The organism is Nakamurella lactea DSM 19367, assembly GCF_000426645.1.
In the GTDB taxonomy this organism is placed as follows: domain Bacteria; phylum Actinomycetota; class Actinomycetes; order Mycobacteriales; family Nakamurellaceae; genus Nakamurella; species Nakamurella lactea.
In genome coordinates this window covers 509,714-535,914 of sequence record NZ_AUFT01000001.1, presented here as the reverse complement: position 1 = coordinate 535,914, position 26,201 = coordinate 509,714, and the positions used below count along the sequence as shown (strand labels likewise).

The window sequence follows — 26,201 nt, the reverse complement described above, 5'->3', positions numbered from 1 at the left end:
CTTCTGTCCTGGGCAAGCTCGCTCTGATCGGGGGATCCCGTGGGTCCGCGAAATGCCACCCGACTGATCGTTCCGTGCCCTGCGGTCTTCGAAGGGAGCGCGACGTGCCACTAGAGAATAGCCGTTGTAGCTGCGCTTTCAATAGTTCCGGCCGGAGGAACCCCATACGGGGGAGGGTAGACACTATCGGACCACGATGTGTCGATCGGAGCCGTCGGAGAGCGCCTTCCATCGGCGACCCCGCCGGCGCCGGGCGGCCGCACATCAACCACGACCGGAGCGCGATCGACAATTGGTCGGCGGCTCGGCAGCCGCGTCCGATACCGCCCGCCCGGCGTGGATGCCGCGCCGGCAACGGATCGCGCGTGAGAAGGTCGGGTCCGAACACCGGCCAACGGCTTGGATGGCGCTACGTAGTCGCACTGCACCGAACGAGTGATCCCCTGCTCCAAAGGAGTAGATGGGGACTTCAGTACGCAACTGCCCGGTGCGGCGGCGGCCACTACGATGGACCCCGGTGTGCCGGGAAGCCTGGTCGGCGTCGAATTCGAGGTGCCCGCAGGGTTCTTCGGTTCGGGCCAGCAGTGAGCCGCCGCAGCCAAGGAGATGCCCGTCGTGCCCATCGACACCCCCGGCCCTACCCAGCCGGAGCCGGTCCGCCCCGCCCGGCGCCGGACCGGTCGGACCCTGTTCGGACGAGGGAGTTGGCCGGAGGCCAGTCGGATCGCGGGGCTGCTCCGGCAGGAGACGGTCGGCGGCGCCCTGCTCCTGGTGGCCACCGCGGTGGCGCTGATCTGGGCGAACTCGCCGGCCGCCGACTCCTATCTGAACCTGCGGGACACCGTCGTCGGGCCCGCGTCGCTGCACCTGGACCTCACGTTGGGCCAGTGGGCATCGGACGGCTTGCTGGCGATCTTCTTCTTCGTCGCCGGCCTGGAACTCAAACGCGAGTTCGTCGCCGGTGACCTGCGGGATCCGCGACGGGCGATGGTCCCGGTGGCTGCTGCGGTCGGCGGCATGATCGTGCCGGCGCTGCTGTACCTGCTGGTCAACACCACCAGCGACGCGGGCATCAGCCGTGGCTGGGCCGTCCCGACCGCCACCGACATCGCCTTCGCGCTGGCCGTGTTGGCGGTGATCAGCACCCACCTGCCGACGGCGCTGCGGACGTTCCTGCTCACCCTGGCGGTCGTCGACGATCTGCTCGCGATCACCGTCATCGCGCTGTTCTTCACCGACGAACTGCACCCGGGATACCTGGCGTTGGCGTTGATCCCGTTGGCGCTCTTCGGGTTCTGCGTCCAGCGACGGGTCCGGAGCTGGTACCTGCTGGTGCCGCTCGGGGTGATCACCTGGGCGCTGGTGCACGCCTCGGGCATCCACGCGACGGTCGCCGGCGTGCTGCTGGGCTTCACCGTGCCGGTGCTCCGGAGCCGGGCCAACGGCGGTCCGGAGGCCGGCCCCGGCCTGGCCGAGATCTTCGAGCACCGGATCCGGCCGCTGTCGGCCGGCGTCGCCGTTCCGGTTTTCGCCTTCTTCGCTGCCGGGGTCGCGATCGGCGGTCTGCCAGGCATCCGCAGTGCACTGGCCGACCCGGTGATGCTCGGCATCACCGCCGGGCTGGTGCTGGGCAAACCGATCGGCATCGCGCTGGCCACGCTGGTCGTCGGAAAGTTGGCCCGGCAGCCGTTGGCCGAGGATCTGAGTTGGTGGGACGTCATCGGGCTGGCGATGCTCGGCGGGGTCGGATTCACCGTGTCGCTGCTGATCAGCGAGCTCGCCTTCGGGCCGGGGACCGCGGCTGACGATCATGCCAAGGTCGGGATTCTGCTCGGCTCGGTGCTGGCGGCACTACTGTCCGCCGTACTCCTGCGGATCCGCAACCGCGTCTACCGGCGGATCTGCGAGCAGGAGAGTCTGGATGCCGACGCCGACGGCGTGCCGGACGTGTACGCACCTCCGGCTTCGACAGCCGAGCCGGACTGAACGAAGATGGACCCGGCCGGTACCTCCTGCCACGACCGGATCGATGAATGAGGCGAACGTGAGAGCACTGGTGCGGCAGCCGTCACCGCGGCTGGCCGAAGGACTGGTCACCCATCTCGACCGCCGACCTGTCGACGTTCGACTGGCCGAGCGTCAGTGGCACGGCTATCTGGATGCGGTGCAGGCGGCCGGCTGGGGCATCGTCGAGGTGCCCGCGGCCGCCGATCATCCGGATGGCGTGTTCGTCGAGGACACCGTGGTGATGTTCGGCGACACTGCGGTGATCACCCGCCCCGGTGCCGATCAGCGCGCCGGCGAGACCGCGGGGACCCGGGCCGCATTGCAGGAACTTGGCTACCGGGTGCTGTCGATGCCGGCCGGCACCCTGGACGGTGGTGACGTGCTGAAGGTCGGCGAACGGGTCTACGTCGGCCGCGGCGGCCGCACCGATGCCGCCGGGCTGGCCGGGTTCAGATCGCTGGTGGAACCGTTGGGGCACACCGTGATCGGCGTCCCGACGAGCAAGGTGCTGCACCTGAAGTCTGCGGTCACTGCGCTGCCGGACGGCAGCATCGTCGGCTATCCGCCGCTGGTCGACGACCCGTCCTTCTTCCCGCACTTCCGGCCGATGCCCGAGGAGGCCGGCTCGCATGTCGTCGACCTCGGCGACGGTCAACTGCTGATCGCCGCGTCCGCCCCACGATCGGGCGCCGTGCTCGCCGAACTCGGCTACCGGCCGGTGGCCGTCGACATCAGCGAGTTCGAGAAGCTCGAGGGTTGCGTCACCTGCCTGTCGGTCCGGCTCCGCAGCACGCCGGGGACGGCGATCCGCGGATGAAGAAGTTCGTCAACGACCCGGCCACTTTCACCGACGAGGCGCTCGCCGGGTTCGCAGCAGCCCACCGTGACCTGGTCAGGATCGGCGCCGGTCCGACCCACCTGGTCCGGGTGGACGCGCCGGTGGCCGACAAGGTCGCGGTGGTCTCCGGCGGCGGGGCCGGCCACGAACCGCTGCACATCGGCTACGTCGGGCCCGGCATGCTGGACGCCGCCGTTCCCGGCCGGGTCTTCACCTCACCGACCCCCGATCAGGTGCAGGCCGCGGTGCAGGCGGCGGCCGGTCCGCGGGGCGCGCTGCTGATCGTCAAGAACTACACCGGCGATGTGCTCAACTTCGAGACCGCTGCCGAACTGCTCGCTGCCGACGGCGTCCCGGTGGCCACCGTGCTGGTCGACGACGACGTCGCGGTCCAGGACTCGACCTTCACCGCGGGTCGGCGGGGCGTCGGGGGCACCGTTCTGGTGGAGAAGATCGCCGGTGCCGCCGCCGACCGTGGCGACGATCTGGCAACCGTCGCCGCCATTGCCGCAGCCGTGACGGCGAAGGTCCGCTCGATGGGGGTCGCGCTCGGACCGGCCGTGATGCCGAATTCCGGCGAGCCGTCGTTCGTGTTGGACGACAACGAGATCGAAATGGGCGTCGGGATCCACGGCGAACCCGGCCGGGAACGCGCCGCGATGGCAACTGCCGACGAGATCGTCGGCACGCTCCTCACCGCGATCGTCGGCGATCTGCCGTTCACCGCGGGTGATCGGGTCCTGCTGTTCGTCAACGGGCTCGGTGGCACCCCGTTGGCCGAGCTCTACCTGGCCTACAACGGTGCTCGGAAGTATCTGGCGGACAAGGGAATCGAGGTCAGCCGGTCGTTGGTCGGCAACTACATCACCTCGCTGGAGATGCCGGGCCTGTCGATCACCTTGCTGCAACTGGACGAGCAGACGACGATGTTGTGGGACGCCCCGGTACACACTGCGGCGCTGCGATGGGGAAGGTGAGGACGACGATGGGCTGCACAGCCGAGACCACAGCCGCCGCGATCAGGGCCGCGGCCGACGCGATCGCGGTGAACCGGGCGGAGCTGACCAGCCTGGACCGGGCGATCGGCGACGGCGACCACGGGGACAACCTGGCCAGGGGATTCGCCGCGGTCATCACCAAGCTCGACGCCGAGGTGCCCGCCACCCCCGGCGCCGTGTTGAAACTGGTTGCCACCACGCTGATCTCGACCGTCGGCGGTGCATCTGGTCCGCTGTTCGGAACTGCTTTCCTGCGGGCTGCCGCGGCCGCCGGGGAGGCAGCCGAACTGGACGCCGCGACCGTCGCCGCCGCTCTCGGCGCCGCCCGCGACGGCGTGGTCTCCAGGGGTAAGGCCGAGCCGGCAGACAAGACCATGGTCGATGCGCTGACCCCGGCGGTGGACGCAGCGGAAGCGGCCGCCAGGAACGGCGGTGACGTGGCCGCTGTGCTGGCCGCCGCGGCCGAGGCGGCCGAGGGCGGAGCGGTCGCGACCACACCGCTGCAGGCCCGCAAGGGCCGGGCGTCCTATCTGGGCGCCAGGTCCATCGGCCACGTCGATCCGGGATCCCGCAGCTCGGCATATCTACTGCGGGCGTTTGCGGCGGCAGCGGCGGGCTGATGACCGTCGCCCTGGTCCTCGTCTCGCACAGCCACGACATCGCCGACGGGACAGCGAAAGTCGCGGCGCAGATGGCACCGTCGGTCACCATCGCGGCCGCCGGCGGCGACGGCCGCGGTGGGATCGGTACCTCCTACGACCGGATCAGCGATGCCCTGCGGCGCACCGACCAGGCCGACGGAACCGTCATCCTGTACGACCTGGGCTCGGCGCTGATGACCACCGAGATGGCGGTGGAGGGGCTCGACGGGGCCGCGGCCGGGCGGTGCCGGATCGTCGATGCCCCGTTGGTCGAGGGCGCCATTGCCGCCGCGGTTGCCGCCGAGGGCGGCGCGGATCTGGCGGCGGTCGCCGCGGCGGCCGCAGCTGCCGGGTACACCACCGATGCCGGACCCGCCGATGATGATTCACGGACTGGCGCTGCGCCGGCGACCGGTGAGGCGCAGGTGGTGCTGGTCAATCCGCTCGGTCTGCACGCCAGGCCGGCTGCCGAACTGGCCAGACACCTGGCCGGTACGTCGGCGACCGTGCGGATCGGCCGGTCCGACGGGCCGACGGTGGACCTGCGTTCGGTGCTGGGGGTGGTCGGACTGGCGCTGCGCGGCGGCGATACCGTGCGCATCGCCGTCTGGGGCGAGGACGCGGACGCCGTCCTCGAACGGCTGACCGCGACCATCTCCGGGGGCTTCGGCGAGGCCGGCGATGGCGGCGAGGCCGACGACGGCGGGCCGTTGGCGGATGCGGACCGGCCGCCCGGCCCCGACGCCGACGGCACAGTGCTGGCGGTCCCCGGCTCAGCGGGCCTGGCGCTCGGCCCGCTGTACCGGCTGACCGCCCTGCCCGACGAACTGCCGGCCGGCGCCGACCGGATCGTCGGTGACGCGGGTCGGGCGACGCAGCGGGCCCGGCTGGATTCCGCGATCGGATCGGCGGCGAAACAGCTTGCCGGGCAGGGCGAATTCGGCCAGGCGCACGCCGCCCTGGTGGCCGACCCGCAACTGCGGGAGGCCGCGTACGCGCGGCTGGACCGCGGGGCCACCAGAGCCTGGTGGGAGACAGTGGGGGCAGCCGCGAAGGAGCTTCAGGCGTCCAGCGATGCGCTGATCGCCGCCCGCGCGATCGATCTGAAAGAGGCCGGCCTGGTGGTATTGGCCGAACTCGGCCTGCGGCTGGATCGGATCGGCGACGCGGTGCGGGGAGCGATAGTGGTGGCAGCCGAGCTGGGCCCGGCCGAAGTCCCGGCCCTGGTGGAACGAGGAGCGGTCGCCGCGGTGCTCACCGGCAGCTCGACCACCGCACACGCGGTGATCGTGGCCAGGGGCCTGGGATTGCCGCTGGTGCTGCGGGCCGGCGAGGCACTGAATCGAGTGCCGACGGGGACTGCCCTGGCGATCGACGGCGCGACCGGCGCCGTGCGGGTGGATCCGCCGACCGCCGAACTCGAGGAGATCGCCGACCGGATCGACCGGAATGCCGCGGCCGACGCCGCACTGCGGGCGGCCGCCGCCGCTCCGGTGAGTACCCGCGATGGCCGCCCGGTGCTGGTGGCCGCCAACATCGGGTCGGTGGCCGACGCCAGGGCGGCCGTGGCCAACGGCGCCGACGGTGTCGGCCTGCTGCGAACCGAGTTGTTGCTGCTGGATCGGCCCGAGTTCCCGGACGAGGACACCCAGACCGCAGATCTGGCCGCGATCCTGAACGTTCTCGGCCGGCGGCCGGTGGTGATCAGGGTGGTCGACGCCGGGGGAGACAAACCGATCCCCTCCGTTTCGGTGACCCCGGAACACAACGGATTCCTCGGGATCCGCGGGCTGCGGTTGTTGTTGGAACGGCCGGCAATGCTGCGCACCCAACTGCGGGCGATCTGCCGGGCCGCTGCCGGACACCGGGTGTCGGTGATGGCCCCGATGGTCACCGTCCGGGCGGAGGCGGTCGCGTTCCGGCAGGCGGTGGACGACGCGGTCGATTCCCTGGTGGCCGAGGGCATCGAGCACGCCGCGCCCGAGCAGATCGGCATCATGATCGAGATCCCGGCCGCCGCGCTGTACGCCGAGCAGTTCGTCGGGATCGCGGATTTCTTCTCCGTCGGATCGAACGATCTGACGAGTTACACGATGGCGGCCGAACGCACCGAGCCCGGCGTTGCCGATCTGCTGGACGTCGGGGCACCTCCGGTCCAGCGCCTACTGGACACGCTCTGCGAGACTGCGCGCCGGCATCACGTCCCGGTCACCGTCTGCGGCGAGATGGCCGCGATGGCCGAACAGGTCAAGGCACTGGTGGATCGTGGGGTCGTCGAGCTGTCGATGGCTCCCGCCCGGATCCCGCAGATCAAGGCACTGGTCGCCGGGCTGTAACCGTCGATCGGGCATGATCTACCCATGACTGACGAGGAATTCTGGGAGCTGATCGCCGGCCTGCACGGCAGGGCCGAGCCCGAGGGCGTCGCCGTGCTGACCGAGAACCTCACCCAGGGCGACACCGAGCGGATCGAGTCCTTCGCCGAGCACCTGGCGAGCGCGCTGCACGCGATCGATTCCCGGGATCGGATGGCGCAGCCGATCCGGGACACCGCCGACGGTCCGGAGAGCCCGGCGTTCCCGCTGTCCAAGGAGGTCTTCCTGTATGCGCGGTGCGCGGTGGTCGCCTCCGGCCGGCAGGTGTGGCAGAAGGTGTTGCAGGATCCGTCGGCGATGTCCGACACCTGGGACCTGGGCGCCGAGGAACTGCTGTATGTGGCGCCGGTGGCCTTCGAGCACAAGACCGGCTCCGACTGGACCTTCCGGACCTCGGTCGGCTACGAGACCGGCAGCAACGAGGCAGGCTGGCGATAGCCACGGCCGGCAGCAACGCCGGTTCGCGATGACACGAGGCGGATGCAACGGGGCGGACGAGACCGAGGAGCGAGCACCGATGACTGCTGGGAACCGGGGCGGCGAACCGCGGCGCATCCTGATCGATTGCGATCCGGGACACGATGACGCCATCGCGATCATGCTCGCGCACGGCGACCCCGGGGTGCAGCTGGTCGGCATCACCACGGTCGGTGGTAACCAGACCCTGGACAAGGTGACGCACAACGCCAGGGTGGTCGCCACCGTCTGTGGCATGACCGGAGTGCCGATCGCAGCCGGTTCCGCGGTCCCGTTGATCAGGCCGATCCGGACCGCGGCGGCGATCCACGGCGAGTCCGGTATGGATGGCCCGGTGCTTCCCGAACCGACTGTGCCGCTGGATGATCGACACGGAGTCGACCTGATCATCGACACCGTGATGGACAATCCGCCGGGCAGCATCACCTTGGTCCCGACAGCTCCGCTGACGAACATCGCGCTGGCTGTCCGCAAGTGTCCGGCGATCGTCGAGCGGGTCGCCGAGGTAGTGCTGATGGGCGGCGGGTACAGCAAGGGAAACGTGACGCCGGCCGCTGAGTTCAACATCGCCGTCGACCCGGAGGCCGCCCAGATCGTCTTCACCGCGCCGTGGCAGGTGACCATGGTCGGCATCGACTTGACCCATCAGGCTCTGGCCACACCTGCCGTGCAGCAACGGATTTCCGATATCGGAACGCCGGCGGCACAGTTCGTGGTCGACCTGCTGGCCGCCTATGGCGCCAACTACCGTGCGGAACAGGGCTTCGGCGACCCGCCGGTGCACGACCCGTGCGCGGTGGCCAGGGTGATCGACCCGTCGGTGATGACGGTCCGTCCGGCGCACGTCGAGGTGGAGCTGGCCGGCCGGCTCACCGCTGGGATGACGGTCTGCGACTTCCTCGGCCGGGACGGTGCACGGCTGGACACGGACGTGGCGATCACCCTGGACGCACCGGCGTTCTGGGATCTGGTCGTCGACGCGATCACCGCCATCGGCCGACCCTGAGCGCGTCGGCCCACCCGTCCCAACGGTTGGGAAGGACAGCCTCCGACGGGTTCTTCCGATTCGGCTGCGGGTAGCTTCGGCGTCGAACCCGGGTCCGCGGACGACGCCGGGAAGCCCGACGAAGGGAACGCCCGGCATGGCACAACAACGGATGATCCTCAATGCGTTCGACATGACCTGCGTGAGTCACCAGGCGGCGGGAACCTGGCGGCATCCGGACTCCCAGGCCTGGCGGTACAAGGACCTGGAGTACTGGACCGATCTGGCGAAGGTGTTGGAGCGCGGGCGGTTCGACGCGATCTTCATTGCCGACGTTGTGGGTGTGTATGACGTGTACCGCGGTTCGGTGGAGACCTCACTGGTGGACGCCGACCAGGTCCCGGTGAACGATCCGTTCTTCCAGGTGCCGGCGATGGCGATGGTGACCGAGCATCTCGGCTTCGGCGTCACCTCGGCGCTCACCTACGAGCTGCCCTATGCGCTGGCCCGCAAGTTCGCCACCCTCGATCACCTGACCAAGGGCCGGATCGCCTGGAACGTGGTGACCAGCTACCTCGACTCGGCTGCCCGCAATCTCGGGATGACGACCCAGGTCGCCCACGACAAGCGTTACGACCTGGCCGACGAGTTCCTTGACGTCACCTACAAGCTGTGGGAGGGCAGCTGGGACGACGGTGCGGTGATTCGCGACCGCGAGCGGGGCGTGTTCACCGACCCGACCAAGGTGCACCCGATCAACCATCACGGTGAGTACTTCGATGTGCCAGGGATCGCGCTGTTCGAGCCGAGCCCGCAGCGGACGCCGGTGATCTTCCAGGCCGGAGCGTCGCCCCGCGGCCGTGGATTCGCGGCCAAACATGGGGAGGGCGTGTTCATCGCGCCGCCGACGCCGGAGACGGCCAGGGCGGTCACCGACGACATCCGCGACCGGGCCGAACAGGCCGGTCGAGGGCGCGACGACGTCAAGATCTTCGCCCTGTTGACGGTGATCACCGACGAGACGGATGCCAAGGCGCGGGCCAAGTACGACGAGTATCTCGAATATGCCTCCGGCGAGGGAATGCTCGCCTTCTACGGCGGCTGGACCGGACTCGACTTCGGCGATCTCGATCCGGACGAGCCGCTGCGAGCGGTGCAGAACGATGCGTTGCGCTCCACGCTGGAACTGCTGGAGGCCGACAAGTCCGGTCGGACCTGGACGCCGTTGGAGATCGTCAAGCACCGCTCGATCGGCGGACTCGGTCCGGTGCTGGTCGGCAGCCCCCAGACGGTCGCGGACGAGTTGGAAAGGTGGATGGAGGTCGGCGGGGTGGACGGTTTCAACATCGCCTACGCCATCACACCCGGCACCTTCACCGACTTCGTCGAGCTGGTGGTGCCGGAACTTCAACGACGCGGACGGGTGCAGACCGAGTACATCGCAGGTACTTTCCGGGAGAAGCTGCTGGGTGGCGACTCACCGCAGGTGGCGCACGGACATCCCGCCCGGCAGTATCGCGGCGCCTTCACCGGATCCGAGAACGCCACGGCCGGCACCCGGCCGTCGAAGACGCACGAGGTGCTGGCGGCCGAACGCTCCAGCGACGCGGGGTAGTCGGCGGTCGGTCTGCCGGCCGGCTCAGACCGCGCCGGCCGGCAATCCCGGCCGTTGCCGACCGAACAGCACGGTCCTGGCCTCGTTCAGCGCCACCTCGACCGCGCCGCGCAGCACCCCGTCGGCGGTAACCGTGCTGAGCACCACCTGCGGCCGGACGAAGGAGATCTGTCGCATCCGGACAAGAACCTTGTCCAGCAAAACGTTTCCGCCGGCCAACCCGACCGGGCCGCCCAGCACCAGCAGACCCGGGTCCAGCAGGGTGGTGATGGCGGCTGCGCCCGTCGCCACCCCGTCAGCCAGTTCGTCGATCAGCGGTTGGCCCGCCGCGCCTGCGGCCAGGGCCGCGGTGACGATCGCCGCCGGCTCCCGCCGGCGGATGCCGTAGCGGCGGGCCAAGGCGTGCAGACTCTGCCCGCCGACCAGCTGCTGGAAGGCGCCTGGGGCCCCGCGGTCGACCCGCGGACGCTCGACCCCGGGTACCGGTAGGTAGCCGACCTCGCCGGCGCCGCCGTGCGCGCCGTGTCGCAGCCGGCCGTCCAACACCATCCCGAGCCCGACGCCGCGATCCAGCCAGAGCAGGGCGTAGTCGTGCTGGCCCTTGGCCGATCCGTGCACGCCTTCGGCGACGGCCGCCAGGTTCACGTCGTTGCCGTGCGAGACCCGGATGCCCAAGGTGCTTGTCAGCTCGGCGATCAGATCCGGCGACTCCCAGCCACTGAGGTGCCGGGCATGACGCAGCGCACCGGTGACCGGGTCGATCACCCCAGGGGTGGCGATCAGCACCTGCTGGACGTCGTCGCCGGACACTCCCGCCTTGGCCAGCACCCCGGACACCGCCCGGCCGATCTCGTCGACCGGTGCGGACCGGCGCCGGGCCGGCACGTCGACGGTGCAGCTGGCCACGATCTCTCCGGTGAGTCCGGCCAGCGCGGCGACGCAACCGTGCTGTTCGACGTGAATGCCGATCACGTAGGCCGCAGTCGGATTCACCGCGTAGATCCGCGCCCGCGGCCCCGGGCCGTTGGCGATCTCGCCGGTGGTCACCACCAGGCTTCGTTGCTCCAGCCGACTCAGCAGCGACGACACGGTCGGCTTGGACAGGCCGGACTGCTGACCGATCGTTGCCCTGGTCATCGGACCCTGCTCGAGCAGCAGCCCCAGTACCACCTGGTCGTTGATCTCGCGCAGCAGCCGCGGCGAATCGGCGCTGCGGCCGCCCGCAGGCGTCGAGCGCTGATCGTCGTGATCGGGATCCATCAGGGTCATTGTGACCCGTCGACCGGCGCACCCAGCGCATCGAGCGCCGCCCGTGTGTTGACCATGGTCGCCCCGTAGCCGGCAACCGCCGGAGCAAGGGCCGCCTCGACCCCGGTAAGTCCCAGTTCCAGCAGCACCGCGTCCGGCCGGACCGTCCGGACGGTGGCCAGCAAGTCCCGCATCCAGCGATGCCGGTGCCGGTCCCTGGTCAGCACGATAACGGTGCCGGCGCTGCGCAGGTCCGCCTCCGGCGGCCGGCTGTCCGGACCATACTCACGTTCGTCCACCGCGGCTCCGATACTCACTGGCCCCCACGGGATGTCGCCGACGGCGATGTTCGGGGTGCCCTCGCAGCGCAGCACCAGAACCGGTTCCGACCACTGCGGAAGCGGCCCGGCGATCTGCAGTGCCCGCCGGGCGGCGGCGGACAGGTTCACCGCGGCCGGGGTTGCTGCCGGCGCGGCCGGCGGCGTCGTGCTCAGCGTACGGACTCGCGCAGCGGCGTCGAACAGTCGCTGCTCGGCGAGCCGGCCCTCGTGCACCGCGTCGATGACCGCGGTGGTGATCGCATCCAACAACTCCGCGCTGTGCGGCCGGCCGCCCAGACACAGCAGATCGGCGCCGGCGGCCAGCGCCGCCACCGCGCCGTCGGGGATTCCGGAGGCGCCGTCCGGCCCGGAGATCGCGCGCATCTCCAACGCGTCACTGACGATCACCCCGTCGAAACCCATCTCCCCGCGCAGGATCTCGGTGAGCCACCGGGGGGAGACGGTCGCCGGGCGATGGTCGACGGCCGGCACCAGAAGATGGCCGGACATCACCGCGGCCACCCCGGCCCCGATCGCTGCCGCGAACGGCAGCAGATCGCCGGCCCTGAACAACTCCAGGTCGCCGGCCAAGGTCGCGACGTCCAGGTGGCTGTCGGTGTCGGTCGCGCCGTGACCGGGGAAATGCTTGGCACAGGCGGCCACCCCGGCCGCCTGCTGTCCTTGGATATAGGCGGCGGTGTGGCGTGCGACCAACACCGGATCCGGTCCGTACGAACGGGTCCCGATCACGGGGTTCGCCGGGTCCGAGGCCACATCGGCACACGGGGCGAAGTTCAACGTCACGCCGGCCGCGGACAGCCGTCGGCCGACCAGGTAGCCGACGGAACGGGTCAGCTGTGGCTCGTCCAGCCGGCCGAGCGTTGCCGCCCCGGGGTACGGCGAACCGGTCGGCGCGTCCAGCCGGGTGACATCGCCGGCCTCCTCATCGATGGCCACCACCAATTCGTCCCGCTCGGCGCGCAGCGACAGGGTCAGCTCCCGCACCTGTTCGTCGTCCCGTACGTTCCTCGCGAACAGGCACACGCCACCGAGCGACTCGGACAGCCTGCGGCGCACCCAGTCCGGCGCGGTGGTGCCGTCGAAACAGGGCAGCAGGACCGACTCGGCCGCTGCGACGAGATCGCGCGGCAACCGGGTCGTCGTCATCCCTTCACCGCGCCGGCGGTGATGCCGGCGGCCACCTTGCGCTGGATCAGGGCGAACAACACCACGATCGGCAGCGCGACCAGGGTGGAGGCGGCCATCAGCGCCCCCCAGTCGACGCCCTTGGTGGTGATGAAGGTGTCCAGCCACACGGTGATGGTCTGCTTGTCGTTCTTCTTCAGCAGGACGTAGGCGAACAGGTACTCGTTCCAGGCCTGGATCACCGCGAACACCGTGGTGGCGACCAACCCGGGCGCGGCCAGCGGCAGGATGATCCGGCGGAACGCCTGGCCCCGGCTGCAGCCGTCGACCATGGCCGCCTCCTCGAGGTCCTTGGGCACCGCGGCGATGAAGCCGCGCAGCATCCAGACGGTGAACGGCAGCACGAACGAGAGGTAGGCAAGGATGAGGCCAAAGGCGGAATCCGTCAGCCCGGCTTTGTTGAGCATCAGGTACATCGGGATGATCAGGCCCTCGATCGGCACCATCTGGATGGCGATCACCAGGATCACCAGCGCGCCCCGGCCGCGAAAGTTCATCCGCGCCAGCGCCAGCGCGGCCAGGAAGCCGATCACCAATGCGGCGAGTGCGGCACCCGTCACCACCAGCACGCTGTTCAGCAGACTGCCGAGGAACCGCGGCTGGGCGAAGGCCCGGGCATAGGAGTCGAAGGTGAACGGCGACGGGAACCACTGCGGCGTCACCCGACGCAGGTTGATCCCGGTCTTGAACGAACTGGAGACCATCCAGTACACCGGGAAGATCATCACCAGACCGACCAGCACGCCCAGCAGATTCCATCCGGATCGGCGCACCGTTCGACCCAAACGACGGCGCTGACGCGGCGGACGCCCGGGGGTGGACGCCGTCGGAATGCGCACCGGATCCGGCGCGGTGGAGATCGCCATCGGTCAGCTCCCGTTCTCGTCGGCGGCGCTGCGCAGCACGTGCCGCACCGCCACCGCAGACAGCGCCGCCAGCAGCACAACGCTGACCAGTGCGATGGCAGCTCCGTACCCGAAGTCCTTGTTGGAAAACGATTCCACGTACGACCAGATGCCAAGGGTGTAGTACGAATCCTTGTTCGCCCCGATGTCGCGCAACAGCCAGATCTGGGCGAACACCCGGTAGTTCCAGATGATCGAGAGCGTGGTGACGATCAGCAGGGTGGAGCGAATGGCCGGCAGGGTCACGGCGGTGAAGACCCGCCACGCCCCGGCACCGTCCAGTCGGGCCGCCTCGACATGATCGGCGGACACCGCCGTCATCGCCGCATGCAGGCTGATCACCACGAAGGGCAGCGCGCCCCACACCACGATGGCGGTGATCACCATCCAGCCGGTGAACGGCTCGGCGAACCAGTTGAAGGTCCGGGTCGGGAGCAGCCCGGCCTTGTACAGGCCGTAGTTCAGCACGCCGAACCGCTGGTCGATCAGCCACCGCCAGATCGGCATCGCGATGATCGGCGGCATTGCCCAGACGGTGACCAGCGACAGCAGCAGGAACACCCGGACCGGCGCGGAGACCTTGGCCAGCAGGTGGGCAAGGGCCAGCCCGAGACCGATCGTCAGGGCGACCGAGACCACCACGAACTTCACCGTTCGCCAGAGCGCGTCGTAGAAGTCCTGGGACGTCAGGACTTTCACGAAGTTGTCCAGGCCGACCCAACGGACCGGCTTGCCGCCGATCAGCTGGTCGAGCCCGTACTCCTGTCCCGAGACCATGATCAGCCGGACCAGCGGTACCAGCAGGACCAGCGCGAGCACCGTGATCAGCGGTGCGACCATGGCGTAGGGCGTCCAGCGCGGACCGCCCCGGGGGCCGCCGGGACCGCCCCGGGGGCCACGGCGGCCCCCGGGTGCGAGGTCGGCTGAGGTGGTGGTGGTCATCGGGTGCGGTCAGCCGTTGAGCAGTTTGGTGACGTCCGCACTGGCTTCGGCCGTCGCATCGTCGATCGACTTGGAGCCGGTGAGCACCGCGTCGAACATGTTCTGCAGCACCTGCCCGTCCTCGACCTTGGTCCAGTTCTTCGAGTTCGGGACGAATCGGCCGGTGGATGCGGCCTTCACCACGATGGCGGCGGTGGCGTCGCCTGCCTTCGGCTTGAACGAGGTCGAGTTGGCGATGTATCCCTTGCCCGCCAACACCTGCTGGTACTTCTGGCCGGTCAGCAGCTTGGTGTAGGCCTTGGCCAGGTCGGCGTTCGGCGTCTTGGCATTGATAGCGATGTCTGACCCGCCGAGGAACTGCGGCATGACCGTCCCAGGTTTGCTACCCGGAACCACGAAGATGCCGACCTTCCCCTCGAGCTTCGGGTTGCCGTCCTCCTTGGCGGTGACCACGCCCGGCTTCCAGGACGCGTCGATGAACATGGCCGCCTGCTCCTGCGCCATCACCAGTGCGTCGTCGGCCTCGTTCTGACCCTCCCCGCCGCGGGAGGTGGCGTCCACCAGCTTCTTCAGCCTGGCCAGCCCCGCCTTCGACTCGGGGGAGTCGAGCGCGCCCTTCCAGCTGCCGTCGCTCTGCTGCACGGCGATCTCGCCGCCGGCGTCCCAGATGAACGAGATGCCCTCGTACCAGTACTGGCTCGGGAAGTACAACCCGGAATACGAGCCGTCATCGCCATGGGCGGCCAGCAGCTTCGCGCCGGCCGATTCCAACTCGTCCAGCGAGTTGAACGGCGTCTTGATGCCGGCCTGCTCGGCGAGATCGGTGCGATAGATGCCGACCCGAACCCCGGCGTAGTACGGCACCGCCACCAGCTTGTCGTCGTAGGTGGCCGACTCCTTCAGCCCTTGTAGCCAGGTCTTCGAGTTGTCGAAGTCGTCGGCGCTCAACTCCAGCAGCGCACCAGCGCCGGCGAACTGGGCGACCTGCGTATTGCCCAGCTCCAGCACATCCGGTGCACCGCCGGAGGTATCGGCCAGGCCAGTGGTGACCTTGGTGGTGTACTCGCCCCAGGTCTGCTCCTGCAGATCAACGGTGACCCCGGGATGGGCGGCCTGGAACTCCTTGTTGAGGGCCGTGATGTCGATGTCCTTCAAGGTGTCGCCTTGCATCCACACGGTCAGCGTCACGTCCTTGACGGGCGCGGCGGCCGACGTTGCGGGGGGAGCGGCGGACGAGTCGCCGGCCGATGTCGTCGGATCGGCGGCGGCCGTCGAGGATTCTTCACTCGTCGGGTCGCCGGCGGACGACTGCGCGGCAGCCGGCGAGGCGCCGGCGGCCGACGGTGTCGACGTCCCGGCAGTGCCGGAATCCGACGAACAGGCGCCGGCGGTCAACAGCGCGGCGACCGACAGGGCGGCGGTGACGGCGCGGAGGCGGTGCGGGGTTCTCATGGCTTCTCCTTGCATCGATGGGCGGGTTCGGCGTTAATTGTTAGGGAAGTTGTCCTATCAGATACCGTCGGAGCCCACAGGTCAAGACCCGTCGCGGCGCGGATGCACGGAAGGCTCCGGGCGGGGATACTTCCGGCGGTGACGGACAGGCCTGTTGACAGCCATCGACCGGAGTCGGTGAACTGGCTAGAACTCTTCTTCGACCTGGTCGTGGTGGCCGCGGTCGCAGTGCTGACCGAAGGACTCCTGACGGACCCGAGTCTGGGCGCCGTGGGCCTGCTGGCGTTGATGTACGGGACGATCTGGCTGAGCTGGGTGCTGGTGGTGATGTACACGAACGTCGCCGGCGAGCGGACCAGAACCAGGGTGCTGGTGATCGCGATGTTCTTGATCGCGGTGATGGTCGCGACCGTGCCGCTGCATCATCCGCAGCGGGCCAACCTCTTCCTGTTCGCCGTACTTGCCTTGCGCGGCATCGTGTCCGGCAACGCGATGCGGACCGGGCGGGTGCTGGCCTCCTGGCCGCTGCTGCAGACCAGCGGAGCCTCCGCGCCGTGGATCGTCTCGTTCTGGGTACACGCTCCCGGCAAGTACTACCTGTGGGCGGCCGGCCTGGTGCTGGAACTGCTGCTGGTCCTGCTGCGCGGCGGCCTGGACGCCGACCAGGCAGTGGAGGCAGCCACCGAGCGGGCGCAGCGGCAGCGGCGCGACCGGCGGGATCGGGGCCAGCGGCGGGATCGGGGCCGACGACGGGATCGGGGGCCGCGGCGGGGGATCGGCGAGCCGCAACGGGGAATCGGTGAGCGACCCGCGGAGTTCGTGGCCGTCGATGTCGATCGGTCGCACCTGGACGAACGACTGGGCCTGTTCGTGATCATCGTGCTCGGCGAGTCGGTGACCCAATTGGTACTCGCGGCGGCGACCGAGGAGTGGACCAACACCTTCGACACCGCCGCGATCACCGGCTTCGTACTGCTGATCGGCCTGTGGTGGTTGACCTTCGTCTACGGCTTCGCCGGCGCCCCGCACACCACCTTCGCCGATCTGCCGCCCAGATTCGGCCTGCCGCTGCACCTGCTGTCGACCCTGGGACTGGTCGGGGTGGCGGCCGGCCTCGGCGGATTGGTGCACAGCAGCGAGTCGCTGCCGACGGTGATCGGTTGGGTGCTTGGCGGCGGGCTGGCATTGCACTTCGCCGTCGGCGCCGTCTGCGGAATCGCCGGAAACGCCAGCCTTGCTTGGCTTCTCGGCTGGGCGGTGCCGAGCTCGCTGGCCGCAGTGGTGATCGGCCTGCTGGCCCCGCGACTGCCCGTTGCGGCCGTCGGCTGGTTGCTACTGGTGCCGGTGCTGTGGCAGGTCGGCTACGGCCAACTGCTGCGCAGGCGGCGGCTCGGAGCGTCGGCGCTGACGGTCGGGTGAGGCCGCCGACCGGCACACGCGGATGTCCCGATCGTTACCGGTTCGTGATTGACGGCGGGCCAAGAGGCGACCAAACTGGCCCCGGAACCGGTTCCGGAACCGCTTCCGGGGCCGGGTCGGCACCACAACCTGACACCGGGGCCGGGACTCAGGGGTAGCCCGGCACGCGAAACCGGGAACGGATTCGGACTCACTCGCCATCGACGCCGGGAGGGCAGGGCTGATGCGGATCACCATCGCCGATGTCGCCGCTCGCGCCGGGGTCAGCAAGACCACGGTGTCCAGGGTGCTCAACAGCAAGGGTGAGCTCGACCAGGTGACCGCCAGCCGGGTGCGGCAGGTGATCGAGGAACTCGGGTATGTGCCGAGTTCGGGCGCCGTGGGCCTGGCTCGCGGTCGCACCGACGTGGTCGGAGTGTTGATCCCGTCGCTGACCTGGCCGTGGATGGGCGAAATGCTGCAGGGCGTGATCGATGCGGTCGAGGCCGCCGGCCGCGGCGTCATGCTCTTCACCTGCAACCAGGGCGACGCGTCGATGCGCAGGTTCGCTTCCCAGGTGTCGGCGCGTTCGTTCGACGGTCTGGTGGTGATCGAACCCGAGGGAACCACGGACTACATCGCCGGACTGCACGCCAACGGACTGCCAGTGGTGATGATCGACGACCGGGCCAGGCAACCGGGCTTTCCCTCGGTGGCCACCACCAACTACGCCGGGGCCGCGTCGGCCGCGCGCCATCTGTTCGGGTCCGGCCGCCGCCGGCCGCTGGTGATCCGCGGGTCGGAGCAGTTCGGTTGCACCGTCGAACGGCTGCAGGGCTTCGCTGACGTGTACACCGGCGAGGGTCTGTCGGTCGAGCCGGAACTGGTCCTGGACGGCGAGTTCACCCTGGCCGGCGGGGTACGGGCGGTCGAGCAGGTGGTGGCCGACCGATTGCCGTTCGACGCGGTGTTCGCCCACAACGATCTGTCGGCAGCCGGTGCCATCCGTGCGCTGCTGGCCGCCGGTCGCCGGATCCCCGATGACGTCGCTGTTGTCGGATTCGACGATGTTCCGCTGGCGGAGGTGACCGTTCCCACGCTCAGCTCCGTGCATCAGCCGCTGCGTGAAATGGGCGAAGCAGCGGCGCAGATGTTGATGTCTTTCGTCAATGGCACTACGGTTCCGCACAGTCGTCATGTCATTCCCACAACCCTGATCATTCGCGAATCCTCCTAGTGTTCGATCGGTGGATCCGGCTGTGTCCGGGTCAACCTTTCGCCCTGGGAGACAATTGGATAACGATTTGCATTAGGCAAAAACACAGTGGCGCAAGGCATCCCGTCGCCACTGTCGAGAGGCCCGAATTGCGATGGTGCGGCGCTCCAACCGTTACTGTCCGTCCAGGAAGTCGAAAGGACGTCGTCAAGGATGACCACGAAGGTGTTTCCCGGTGACTTCATCTGGAGTGTTGCCACCTCGGCGTACCAGATCGGAAAAGCGCCCACGATGGCCACGGTCGCGGGCCCGTCGATCTCGGACACGCTCTGTCGCCGGCCGGCGCGGCGCACAACGGGGACCACGGCGAAGTCGGGTGCGATCACCACCACCGATGGCACGTCCACCGAGATCGTCGGAGCACCGGGCGTGCAGTGGACAGCTGACGGCGTGAGCCCGCGGCGTCGGCTCCGATGCCACGACGGGAGGCGGTGAGGGGTGCGCATCTTCCTGCGTCGTGTCGTCTTCTACCTGGTGGCAGCGGTCGCTGCCGTCACCCTTGACTTCTTCATCCCGCGGATGGTGCCCGGTGACCCGGTGCTGACCGCTCTCGCTCAGATGAAAAGCGCTCCGCCGCAGGCGATCCAGGCTCTCGAACTGCAGTACGGGGTCGGCACCGGGCAAGGCCTGTGGGGACAGTACCTGCACTTCTGGGGGATGATCCTGCACGGCGACCTCGGCTACTCGATGAGCATGGGCAACGTGCCGGTGACGAAGGTGATCGCCGAGCACTTCTTCTGGACGGTGGTCCTGGTCGGCATCGCCACCGTGATCAGCTTCGTGCTGGGCACCGCGATCGGCATGCTCGCCGCCTGGCGGCGCGGTGGCTGGCTCGAGTCGCTGCTACCGGTCACCACCTTCCTGCAGGCGATGCCGTACTTCTTCCTGGCCACCCTGCTGGTGCTGATCTTCTCCGTCCATCTGGGCTGGTTCCCGGCGATCAATGGCTACGACTATCTCAACAGCACCATCGGCTGGAACTGGGCGTTCATCAAAGATGCCGTGTACCACGGGATCCTGCCGGCGGCGACGATCGTCATCGCCTCGCTCGCCGGGTGGATCATCGGCATGCGCAACATGGTGGTGACGGTGCGCGACGAGGACTACGTGCTGCTCGCCGAGGCCGCCGGTCTGCCACGTCGCCGAGTCATGTGGTACGCGGCGCGCAACGCGATACTGCCGCAGGTGTCCAGCTTTGCGATGGCGCTGAGTTTCGTCGTCGGCGGCTCGGTGCTCACCGAGATCGTCTTCTCCTACCCGGGCATCGGCTTCATTCTGCTCAGCGCGGTGAAGAGCCTGGACTACACCTTGGTCCAGGGCATCTTCCTGGTGATCACTCTGGTCGTGCTCGCCGCCAACTTCCTGGCCGACCTGTTGTACGTCGCGCTCGATCCGCGCACCAGAAGGGAGGCCTGACCATCGTGGCAACCATCGACATCGCCGCGGACCCGGCCGTGGGGGCGATCCCGCCGGCCGGTAAGGGAGCCGGACGTCGGCTGCGGCTCGGACGCTCGAAGAAGATGCTGGTCGGCCTGGTGCTGCTGGGCATCTTTGTGCTGCTGGCCATCATCGGCCCGATCATCGCCCCGCACGACCCGTCCGCGCTCGGACCGCTCGAAGGGCCGCCGCTGCCAGGGTCGACCGCGCCCTCGCAACAGCCGGGCAGTCTGCACTGGCTGGGGCAGACGACCATCGGTGGGGACATCTTCTCCCAGCTGCTCGCCGGCACTCGACCGACGATGATCGTGGCGCTGCTCGCCGGCGCGCTGGCGACCCTGCTGGCAGTGGTGATCGGTATCGCGGCCGGTTATATCGGAGGTCTGGTCGACGAAGTGCTCTCCATGCTGGCCAATATCTTTCTGGTGATCCCGGCGTTGCCGCTATTGATCGCCATCGGTGCCTTCCTCGGTCCGGATCGGACCGGGAACCCGGTGGTGGTGAGCGTGATCATCGCGCTGACCGGTTGGGCCTGGGGAGCGAGAGTCCTCCGCGCCCAGGCACTCTCGATCCGCAGCCGCGACTTCGTCGAAGCCGCCAAGATCAGCGGCGAGAGCACCTGGCGGATCATTCGTGCCGAGATCATGCCGAACCTGACCGCGGTGATCGCTTCCTCGTTCCTGTTCACCACGATCTATGCCATCGGCACCTACGTCGGCCTCGGCTTCCTCACCGTAGTGAGCGCGGGGGCGGACTACAACTGGGGGACCATGTTGTTCGACGCGACCTCCAGTTCCGCTGTGCAGTCGGGGTTCTGGTGGTGGTACATCCCGCCCGGCATCGCCATCGCGCTGCTCGGAACGAGTTTGGCGCTGATCAACTTCGGCGTTGACGAGTACATCAATCCCAGGCTGAGGGTGGCCGACGGCGGGCGTCAGGCACGCAAGGCCTTCGGGGTGAAATTGCGACCACAACTGGGATTCACTCCGGTTGTGCGACACGACTCCGCCCGGGCAATCGGCCGACGCACCGTCCCTTCGGCCGCGCCCGCGACCTCAGGGGAGGGCAGATGAGCATCGCCGAGCGCCAGGCGTCGCCTGCCGCAACGACGCCGGCGCCTGCCGAGACGCTGCTGGAGATCCGCGGGCTCAGCGTCGACTACGGGCTCGGCGATCAACCGGTGCACGCGGTCGACGATGTGGATCTGACCATTCATCGTGGCGAGGTGATCGGGCTGGCGGGTGAGAGCGGCAGCGGTAAATCCACCCTGGCCTATGCGGTGACGAGACTGTTGCGTGACCCGGGGGTGATCACCGCCGGTGAGGTTCGCTTCTACCAATGGCCGAAGGGCAGCTTCCAGCAGCCGGCCGACGGGCCGACAGGCGCTCCCGGCACGGTGCGCCCACGCACGATCGATCTGCTCAGCCCGGATCCCCGAGTGATCCACGCGGTTCGTTGGTCGCAGATCGCCGTCGTCTTCCAGAGCGCTTTGCACGCACTGAATCCGGTGCTGCGAATCGGCACGTTGATCGACGACGTGCTCAAGGCGCACGAGGCTTCGATGTCGGGTCGCCGACGCCGGGCCAGGGCGATCGAACTGCTCGACCTGGTGGGGATCAGCCAGGACCGACTGTCCAGCTATCCGCACGAACTGTCCGGTGGCATGCGGCAGCGGGTGATGATCGCGCTCGCGCTGGCTCTGCGGCCGAGCCTGCTGATCATGGACGAGCCGACGACCGCGCTGGATGTGGTGATCCAGCGGGAGATCCTGGAAGAACTGATGGAGCTGCGGCAGCGGCTGGGCTTCAGCGTGCTGTTCATCACCCACGACCTGTCGTTGCTGATCGAGATCGCCGACACGATCGCGGTGATGTACGCCGGTCGGCTGGTGGAGAAGGCGCCGGCCAAGGCGCTGTTCCGGGCACCTCGACACCCGTACACCTACGGGCTGACCAGATCGTTCCCGTCGTTGCACGGCGAGCGGCAGGTGATGTCCGGCATCGAGGGATCACCGCCGGACCTGCGGGACGTTCCTGCCGGCTGCCCGTTCCACCCGCGCTGCGGCTTTGCTCTCGACCGTTGCCGTAGCGAAGAGCCACCGCTGCTGACGATCACCGACGAGTCCGGCCCGCGCGAGGTGCAGTGCTGGCGCCACGACGGCACCGGCCCGGTGCCGCTGGAACTGGGCGCGACACCGCCCCGGGCGGATCCGGACGTGGCCCGACCGGTCTCCCGCGACACCGCAGGTCGCGCCGGCCGGCCGGAAATCCAGCGAAGGGATCCGTCATGAGTGCCGGCAACGAGCGGAGCGGGCCGGAACCGACCGCGGTGCTGGAAGCGGTGGACATCAGCAAGCACTTCCGGGTCAGAGCCGGCCGGTTCCGTCGGGGCACGGTCCACGCCGCCGAGAACATCTCGTTGGCGCTGCGGCCCGGAACGGTGACTGCGGTGGTCGGTGAGAGCGGTTCCGGCAAGTCCACCCTCACCCGAATGTTGGCCAGGACGCACAAGCTGACGTCCGGCCGGTTGTACTTCAAGGGCGAGGAGATCGACCCGCGGGCGGCGGCGACCAAGGACTATCGCAGCGCCGTGCAGCTGGTGTTGCAGGATCCGTTCGCCTCGCTGAACCCGGCGCACACGGTCAGATACATCCTGAGCCGACCGTTACAGATTCACCACAAGGCCGGTGACGATCTGCAGGAGAGCGTGCTCGGCCTGCTCCGGCGGGTGGCGTTGGAGCCGGCCGAGCAATTCATCGACAAATACCCGCATGAGCTGTCGGGCGGGCAGCGGCAGCGGGTGTCGATCGCCAGGGCCCTTGCGGTCGAGCCAGAGGTATTGATCGCCGACGAGCCGGTGTCGATGCTCGACGTGTCGATCCGGCTCGGCGTGCTGAACCTGTTGGCGGATCTGCGGGACCGTGACCAACTGGCCATTGTCTATGTGACACACGACATCGCGTCTGCCCGGTACCTCGCCGACACGATCATGGTGATGTATGCGGGGAAGGTCGTTGAAGTCGGGCCGGCCGATCTGATCGCCAACGCGCCGCAGCATCCGTACACCAAACTGCTGCTCAGCGCCGCGCCGGATCCGGAGACGGCGACAAAGACCTGGCTGGGCGATTCCGGGGCGCCGCCGTCGCTGGTGTCGCCGCCGAGCGGATGTCGGTTCCACCCCCGTTGCCCCTTCGCGATGGCGGTCTGTTCCCAGCAGGCGCCACCATCTTTCGACGTCGCCGCCGATCACCACGTCGCCTGCTGGCTACACAGCCCGGAGCAGGTCGAGGCGCAGTCGGGGGCACTCGGATGAGACGCATCCCGGAGTGGATCCGTGGACCGTGCCCGATCGCGGCCGAACGACCTCCGCCGGTGCCGCCGGAGGTTCGGGGTCCGACACCCGGGACGGCCCGGGTTCTACGACACCACGAGTTCTGGACACAGCAAGAGTTCCGACGCAGCAATATTTCCGACAGCACGAGCCCTGTTCGATTCGTTCGTCGGCAACGAGGCCGACCTGGTAGAAGAGGTTCTCCATGTTTCGAAGAAGAATGACCGTTGTCGCCGCGGTGGGCGTCATCGCCCTGGTCACCGCGGCCTGCAGCAGCAACGACAACACCGCGAGTTCGGCGCCTTCGTCTCCCTCGGCGGCCGCAGCCGACACCTCCTCGGCCGCCGACAGCGGGTCCGCCTCGGCATCGACCTCCGCCTCGTCGTCGGCGCCGGCCTCCGAGTCGTCGTCGAGCAGCGGGGGATCGGAGTCCTCGTCTGCATCCACCGATTCGGGAAGCGGGAGCGACGCAGCCCACGGCGGCGTCACCCTGGTGGACAGCGCGCCGCTGGCGACCACCCAGGGGACCAAGCCCCTGGTGGTGGAGAACAACCCGATCCCGTCGCTGGAAGACAATTTCAACGCCTTCAACTCCAACGGATTCGGGTACAAGCTGAACGTCGAGGGCCTGTTCTACGAGCCGATGCTGATGTTCAACGCGCTCAAGGCCAACACCGCATACCCCTGGCTGGCAACGGACTTCGCCTGGAATGACGACGGCACCGCGATCACTTTCACGCTGCGGGACGGGGTCAAGTTCTCCGACGGATCCCCGTTGACCGCCGATGACGTCGCCTACACCTACCAGGCGATGAAGGACTTCCCGGCCGCCAACCGGTCCGGGCTGCCGATCGCCAGTGCCGCGGCGGACGGCACGAACAAGGTGACGGTGAAGTTCACCGCGCCACAGTTCCAGAACATCTACAACGTCGCCGGCCAGACGTTCATCGTCAAGAAGAGCGCCTACAGCGGCTCCGGCGATCCGTCCAAGTTCGCCGATCCACAGCCGATCGGCACCGGGCCGTACACCCTGGCCAAGTTCACCCCGCAGGGCCTGCAGTTCAAGGCCAACCCGAGCTACTGGGGCGGCACCCCGCCGGTGCCGGAGGTTGACGTGCCTTCGTACACGAGCAACGACGTTGCGCTGCAACAGCTGTCGGCGGGCAAGATCCACTACGCCGGGAACTTCGTCTCGAACATCGAGCAGAGCTTTGTCGCGAAGGACCCGGCCAACCACAAGTACTGGTTCCCGGCGATCAACACGGTCGGGCTGGTGTTCAACGTCTCCACCGGCCCCGAGGCGTTGAAGGACCCGGCGGTGCGCAAGGCGATCAGCGTCGGACTCGACCGGAAGAAGGTGGCCGACCAGGCCGAGCAGGGCTACGAGGCCCCGGCGTCCTCGTCCAGCGGGCTACTGCTCCCGAACTTCGACAGCCTGCTGCCGGCGGCCTACAAGGACGACCTGAAGCCGGGCCAGGACGCCGCGGCGGTCACCACCCTGATGACCGGTGCCGGTTATGCCAAGGACGGAAACGGCATGTGGGCCAAGGGTGGCAAGACGGTGTCGTTCAGCATCGAGGATCCGACCGCCTACACCGACTACTACCAGGCAGCGCAGATCATGTCGGCCGATCTGAAGGCCGTCGGGTTCGACGCCAAGGTCAATGGGGTTGACGCCAACAAGTGGTATGCGGACCTTGCCGCGGGCACCTTCGACTCCGCCATCCACTGGGGTACCACGTCGCCGTCGCCGTACGCGCAGTACGACGGTTGGCTGGACCCTGAGGTGGCCAAGGGCGACAACGCCAGTGGCAACTACGGCCGGTTCAACGACCCGGCCGCCACCAAGGCGCTGGCCGACTACGCCAAGGCCGGATCCGAGGCCGAGAGCAAAGCCGCGATCGAGACGCTTGCCAAGGTGATGTCCGAACAGGTGCCGGTGGCACCGATCATGTACGCGGCGGGTTGGTACGAATACAACACCACCGATTACACCGGTTGGGTCGACAAGGACAACCAGTACATGGACCCGTCGCCCAACCCGGCGAATGTCGCCTACGTGATCCTGCACCTGTCGCCGAAGGGCTGACGCTCAGCTGTCGTTCACCTCGCGCTCCGTGGGGATGCGCCCGGTCGACCTGAGGGTCGGCCGGGCGCATCGGGAATCGGGCCAGCGGTAGATTCGGATCATGCGCATCGGCCGTGGTAGCAATCGCAGCGCCGGTGTTGTGGCCATGGCCCTGCTGGCGATGGTGGCCACCGGCGGTTGCGCGGCCCAGCCGCTACCGTCGCAAGGATCGCTGTTGGACGACGGAGCCGGCCACGCCACCGTATGCGTCGAGGCGTCAGCCGAGGGGTACACCTTCGGCGCCGAAACACTGCGCAACATCGGTGCCGCCCAGGTGCAGATCACCTCGATCTCCGCGATCAACGAGCGAAACGTTGTCCTGGTCGACAGTTTCGTCATTCCCGTTCCCGAGGGCAGCCCGGTCGGCAGCGGTAGCTGGCCGCCGAGCGGCCCGGCGGTCAAGGACGCCAGCCTGCAGTCCTACGCCGCTCTGGTGATCCCGCCGGCGGCCACCGCACCCGGCACCTCCTACAACCTGGTGATCCACGTCGGGAAGGCATCGGTGCTCCCGGCCGGATTCGACGGGCTGCGGATCAACTACACGGCCGACGACCGGCAGTTCTTCCAGGACACCACGAACGCGCTGCTCATCAAGCAATCCTGTTAGCTGCCACCGGCCGGCT

At 68.6% G+C, this 26,201-nt stretch carries 22 protein-coding genes; 17 read left to right on the top strand and 5 right to left on the bottom strand.

Translation table 11 applies throughout. The features are described 5' to 3' along the window. Positions 1-621: 621 nt before the first annotated feature. The 8 genes from nhaA (at position 622) to K340_RS0102610 (ending at position 9,936) form a co-directional block, all read left to right on the top strand. A complete protein-coding gene (gene nhaA, locus K340_RS0102650) occupies positions 622-1,986 on the top strand; it encodes a Na+/H+ antiporter NhaA (RefSeq protein WP_051264962.1) in 1,365 nt (454 codons plus the stop codon). Positions 1,987-2,029: 43 nt separating this feature from the next. Then, the gene (ddaH, locus tag K340_RS0102645) at positions 2,030-2,824 is read left to right on the top strand and encodes a dimethylargininase (RefSeq protein ID WP_029135558.1); all 795 of its coding nucleotides are present in this window, start codon (positions 2,030-2,032) and stop codon (positions 2,822-2,824) included. Beyond that, complete coding sequence (gene dhaK / locus K340_RS0102640; RefSeq protein ID WP_029135557.1) at positions 2,821-3,822, top strand: dihydroxyacetone kinase subunit DhaK; 1,002 nt, start codon at positions 2,821-2,823, stop codon at positions 3,820-3,822. The genes ddaH and dhaK overlap by 4 nt, the downstream gene beginning before the upstream one ends. Positions 3,823-3,830: 8 nt before the next feature. Next, positions 3,831-4,463, top strand: a complete 633-nt coding sequence (gene dhaL, locus K340_RS0102635) for a dihydroxyacetone kinase subunit DhaL (RefSeq protein ID WP_029135556.1) — start codon at positions 3,831-3,833, stop codon at positions 4,461-4,463. Next, positions 4,463-6,820, top strand: coding sequence for a dihydroxyacetone kinase phosphoryl donor subunit DhaM (gene dhaM / locus K340_RS0102630; protein ID WP_029135555.1), 2,358 nt, complete (start codon positions 4,463-4,465; stop codon positions 6,818-6,820). The genes dhaL and dhaM overlap by 1 nt, the downstream gene beginning before the upstream one ends. A 24-nt stretch (positions 6,821-6,844) precedes the next feature. After that, entirely contained in the window at positions 6,845-7,297 is a 453-nt protein-coding gene (locus tag K340_RS33765) for a DUF4240 domain-containing protein (protein WP_051264859.1), read from the top strand. Positions 7,298-7,376: 79 nt separating this feature from the next. Continuing rightward, on the top strand, positions 7,377-8,342 hold the full coding sequence (uriH, locus tag K340_RS0102615) for a uridine-preferring nucleoside hydrolase UriH (protein ID WP_029135554.1): 966 nt from the start codon (positions 7,377-7,379) through the stop codon (positions 8,340-8,342). 136 nt (positions 8,343-8,478) lie between these two features. After that, complete coding sequence (locus K340_RS0102610; RefSeq protein ID WP_029135553.1) at positions 8,479-9,936, top strand: LLM class flavin-dependent oxidoreductase; 1,458 nt, start codon at positions 8,479-8,481, stop codon at positions 9,934-9,936. A 24-nt stretch (positions 9,937-9,960) separates the two neighbouring features. Here K340_RS0102610 and K340_RS27015 read toward each other — a convergent pair whose 3' ends face one another. The 5 genes from K340_RS27015 to K340_RS27010 form a co-directional block, all read right to left on the bottom strand. Then, entirely contained in the window at positions 9,961-11,196 is a 1,236-nt protein-coding gene (locus K340_RS27015; RefSeq protein WP_161632041.1) for an ROK family transcriptional regulator, read from the bottom strand. 5 nt (positions 11,197-11,201) lie between these two features. Further along, positions 11,202-12,671 (bottom strand): beta-N-acetylhexosaminidase, encoded by a 1,470-nt coding sequence (nagZ, locus tag K340_RS0102600; protein WP_029135552.1) that lies wholly within the window; start codon positions 12,669-12,671, stop codon positions 11,202-11,204. After that, positions 12,668-13,483, bottom strand: coding sequence for a carbohydrate ABC transporter permease (locus K340_RS0102595; protein WP_211229224.1), 816 nt, complete (start codon positions 13,481-13,483; stop codon positions 12,668-12,670). The genes nagZ and K340_RS0102595 overlap by 4 nt, the downstream gene beginning before the upstream one ends. 96 nt (positions 13,484-13,579) lie before the next feature. After that, a complete protein-coding gene (locus K340_RS0102590) occupies positions 13,580-14,455 on the bottom strand; it encodes a carbohydrate ABC transporter permease (protein ID WP_051264853.1) in 876 nt (291 codons plus the stop codon). Positions 14,456-14,566: 111 nt separating this feature from the next. Continuing rightward, the gene (locus K340_RS27010) at positions 14,567-16,009 is read right to left on the bottom strand and encodes an extracellular solute-binding protein (protein ID WP_051264851.1); all 1,443 of its coding nucleotides are present in this window, start codon (positions 16,007-16,009) and stop codon (positions 14,567-14,569) included. A 138-nt stretch (positions 16,010-16,147) separates the two neighbouring features. Between K340_RS27010 and K340_RS0102580 the strand changes: the two genes are divergently transcribed. From K340_RS0102580 to K340_RS0102535, 9 genes are all read left to right on the top strand, one after another. Further along, complete coding sequence (locus K340_RS0102580) at positions 16,148-17,428, top strand: low temperature requirement protein A (protein ID WP_161632040.1); 1,281 nt, start codon at positions 16,148-16,150, stop codon at positions 17,426-17,428. A gap of 223 nt (positions 17,429-17,651) precedes the next feature. Further along, entirely contained in the window at positions 17,652-18,644 is a 993-nt protein-coding gene (locus tag K340_RS0102575; RefSeq protein ID WP_029135548.1) for a LacI family DNA-binding transcriptional regulator, read from the top strand. 192 nt (positions 18,645-18,836) lie between these two features. Next, the gene (locus K340_RS0102570; protein WP_029135547.1) at positions 18,837-19,118 is read left to right on the top strand and encodes a family 1 glycosylhydrolase; all 282 of its coding nucleotides are present in this window, start codon (positions 18,837-18,839) and stop codon (positions 19,116-19,118) included. A gap of 3 nt (positions 19,119-19,121) precedes the next feature. Then, positions 19,122-20,099 carry an ABC transporter permease gene (locus K340_RS0102565; RefSeq protein WP_029135546.1) on the top strand — a complete coding sequence of 326 codons (978 nt, stop codon included), beginning with the start codon at positions 19,122-19,124 and terminating at the stop codon, positions 20,097-20,099. After that, positions 20,096-21,193 carry an ABC transporter permease gene (locus K340_RS0102560; protein ID WP_051264960.1) on the top strand — a complete coding sequence of 366 codons (1,098 nt, stop codon included), beginning with the start codon at positions 20,096-20,098 and terminating at the stop codon, positions 21,191-21,193. Before K340_RS0102565 ends, K340_RS0102560 begins: the two co-directional genes overlap by 4 nt. Continuing rightward, complete coding sequence (locus K340_RS27005) at positions 21,190-22,410, top strand: ABC transporter ATP-binding protein (RefSeq protein ID WP_084613939.1); 1,221 nt, start codon at positions 21,190-21,192, stop codon at positions 22,408-22,410. The genes K340_RS0102560 and K340_RS27005 overlap by 4 nt, the downstream gene beginning before the upstream one ends. Further along, positions 22,407-23,432, top strand: coding sequence for an oligopeptide/dipeptide ABC transporter ATP-binding protein (locus K340_RS0102550; RefSeq protein WP_029135544.1), 1,026 nt, complete (start codon positions 22,407-22,409; stop codon positions 23,430-23,432). Before K340_RS27005 ends, K340_RS0102550 begins: the two co-directional genes overlap by 4 nt. A gap of 238 nt (positions 23,433-23,670) precedes the next feature. Then, positions 23,671-25,539 carry an ABC transporter substrate-binding protein gene (locus K340_RS0102540; protein WP_154674032.1) on the top strand — a complete coding sequence of 623 codons (1,869 nt, stop codon included), beginning with the start codon at positions 23,671-23,673 and terminating at the stop codon, positions 25,537-25,539. 100 nt (positions 25,540-25,639) lie between these two features. Further along, positions 25,640-26,185 carry a hypothetical protein gene (locus tag K340_RS0102535; RefSeq protein ID WP_154674031.1) on the top strand — a complete coding sequence of 182 codons (546 nt, stop codon included), beginning with the start codon at positions 25,640-25,642 and terminating at the stop codon, positions 26,183-26,185. The last annotated feature ends 16 nt before the right edge of the window (positions 26,186-26,201 follow it).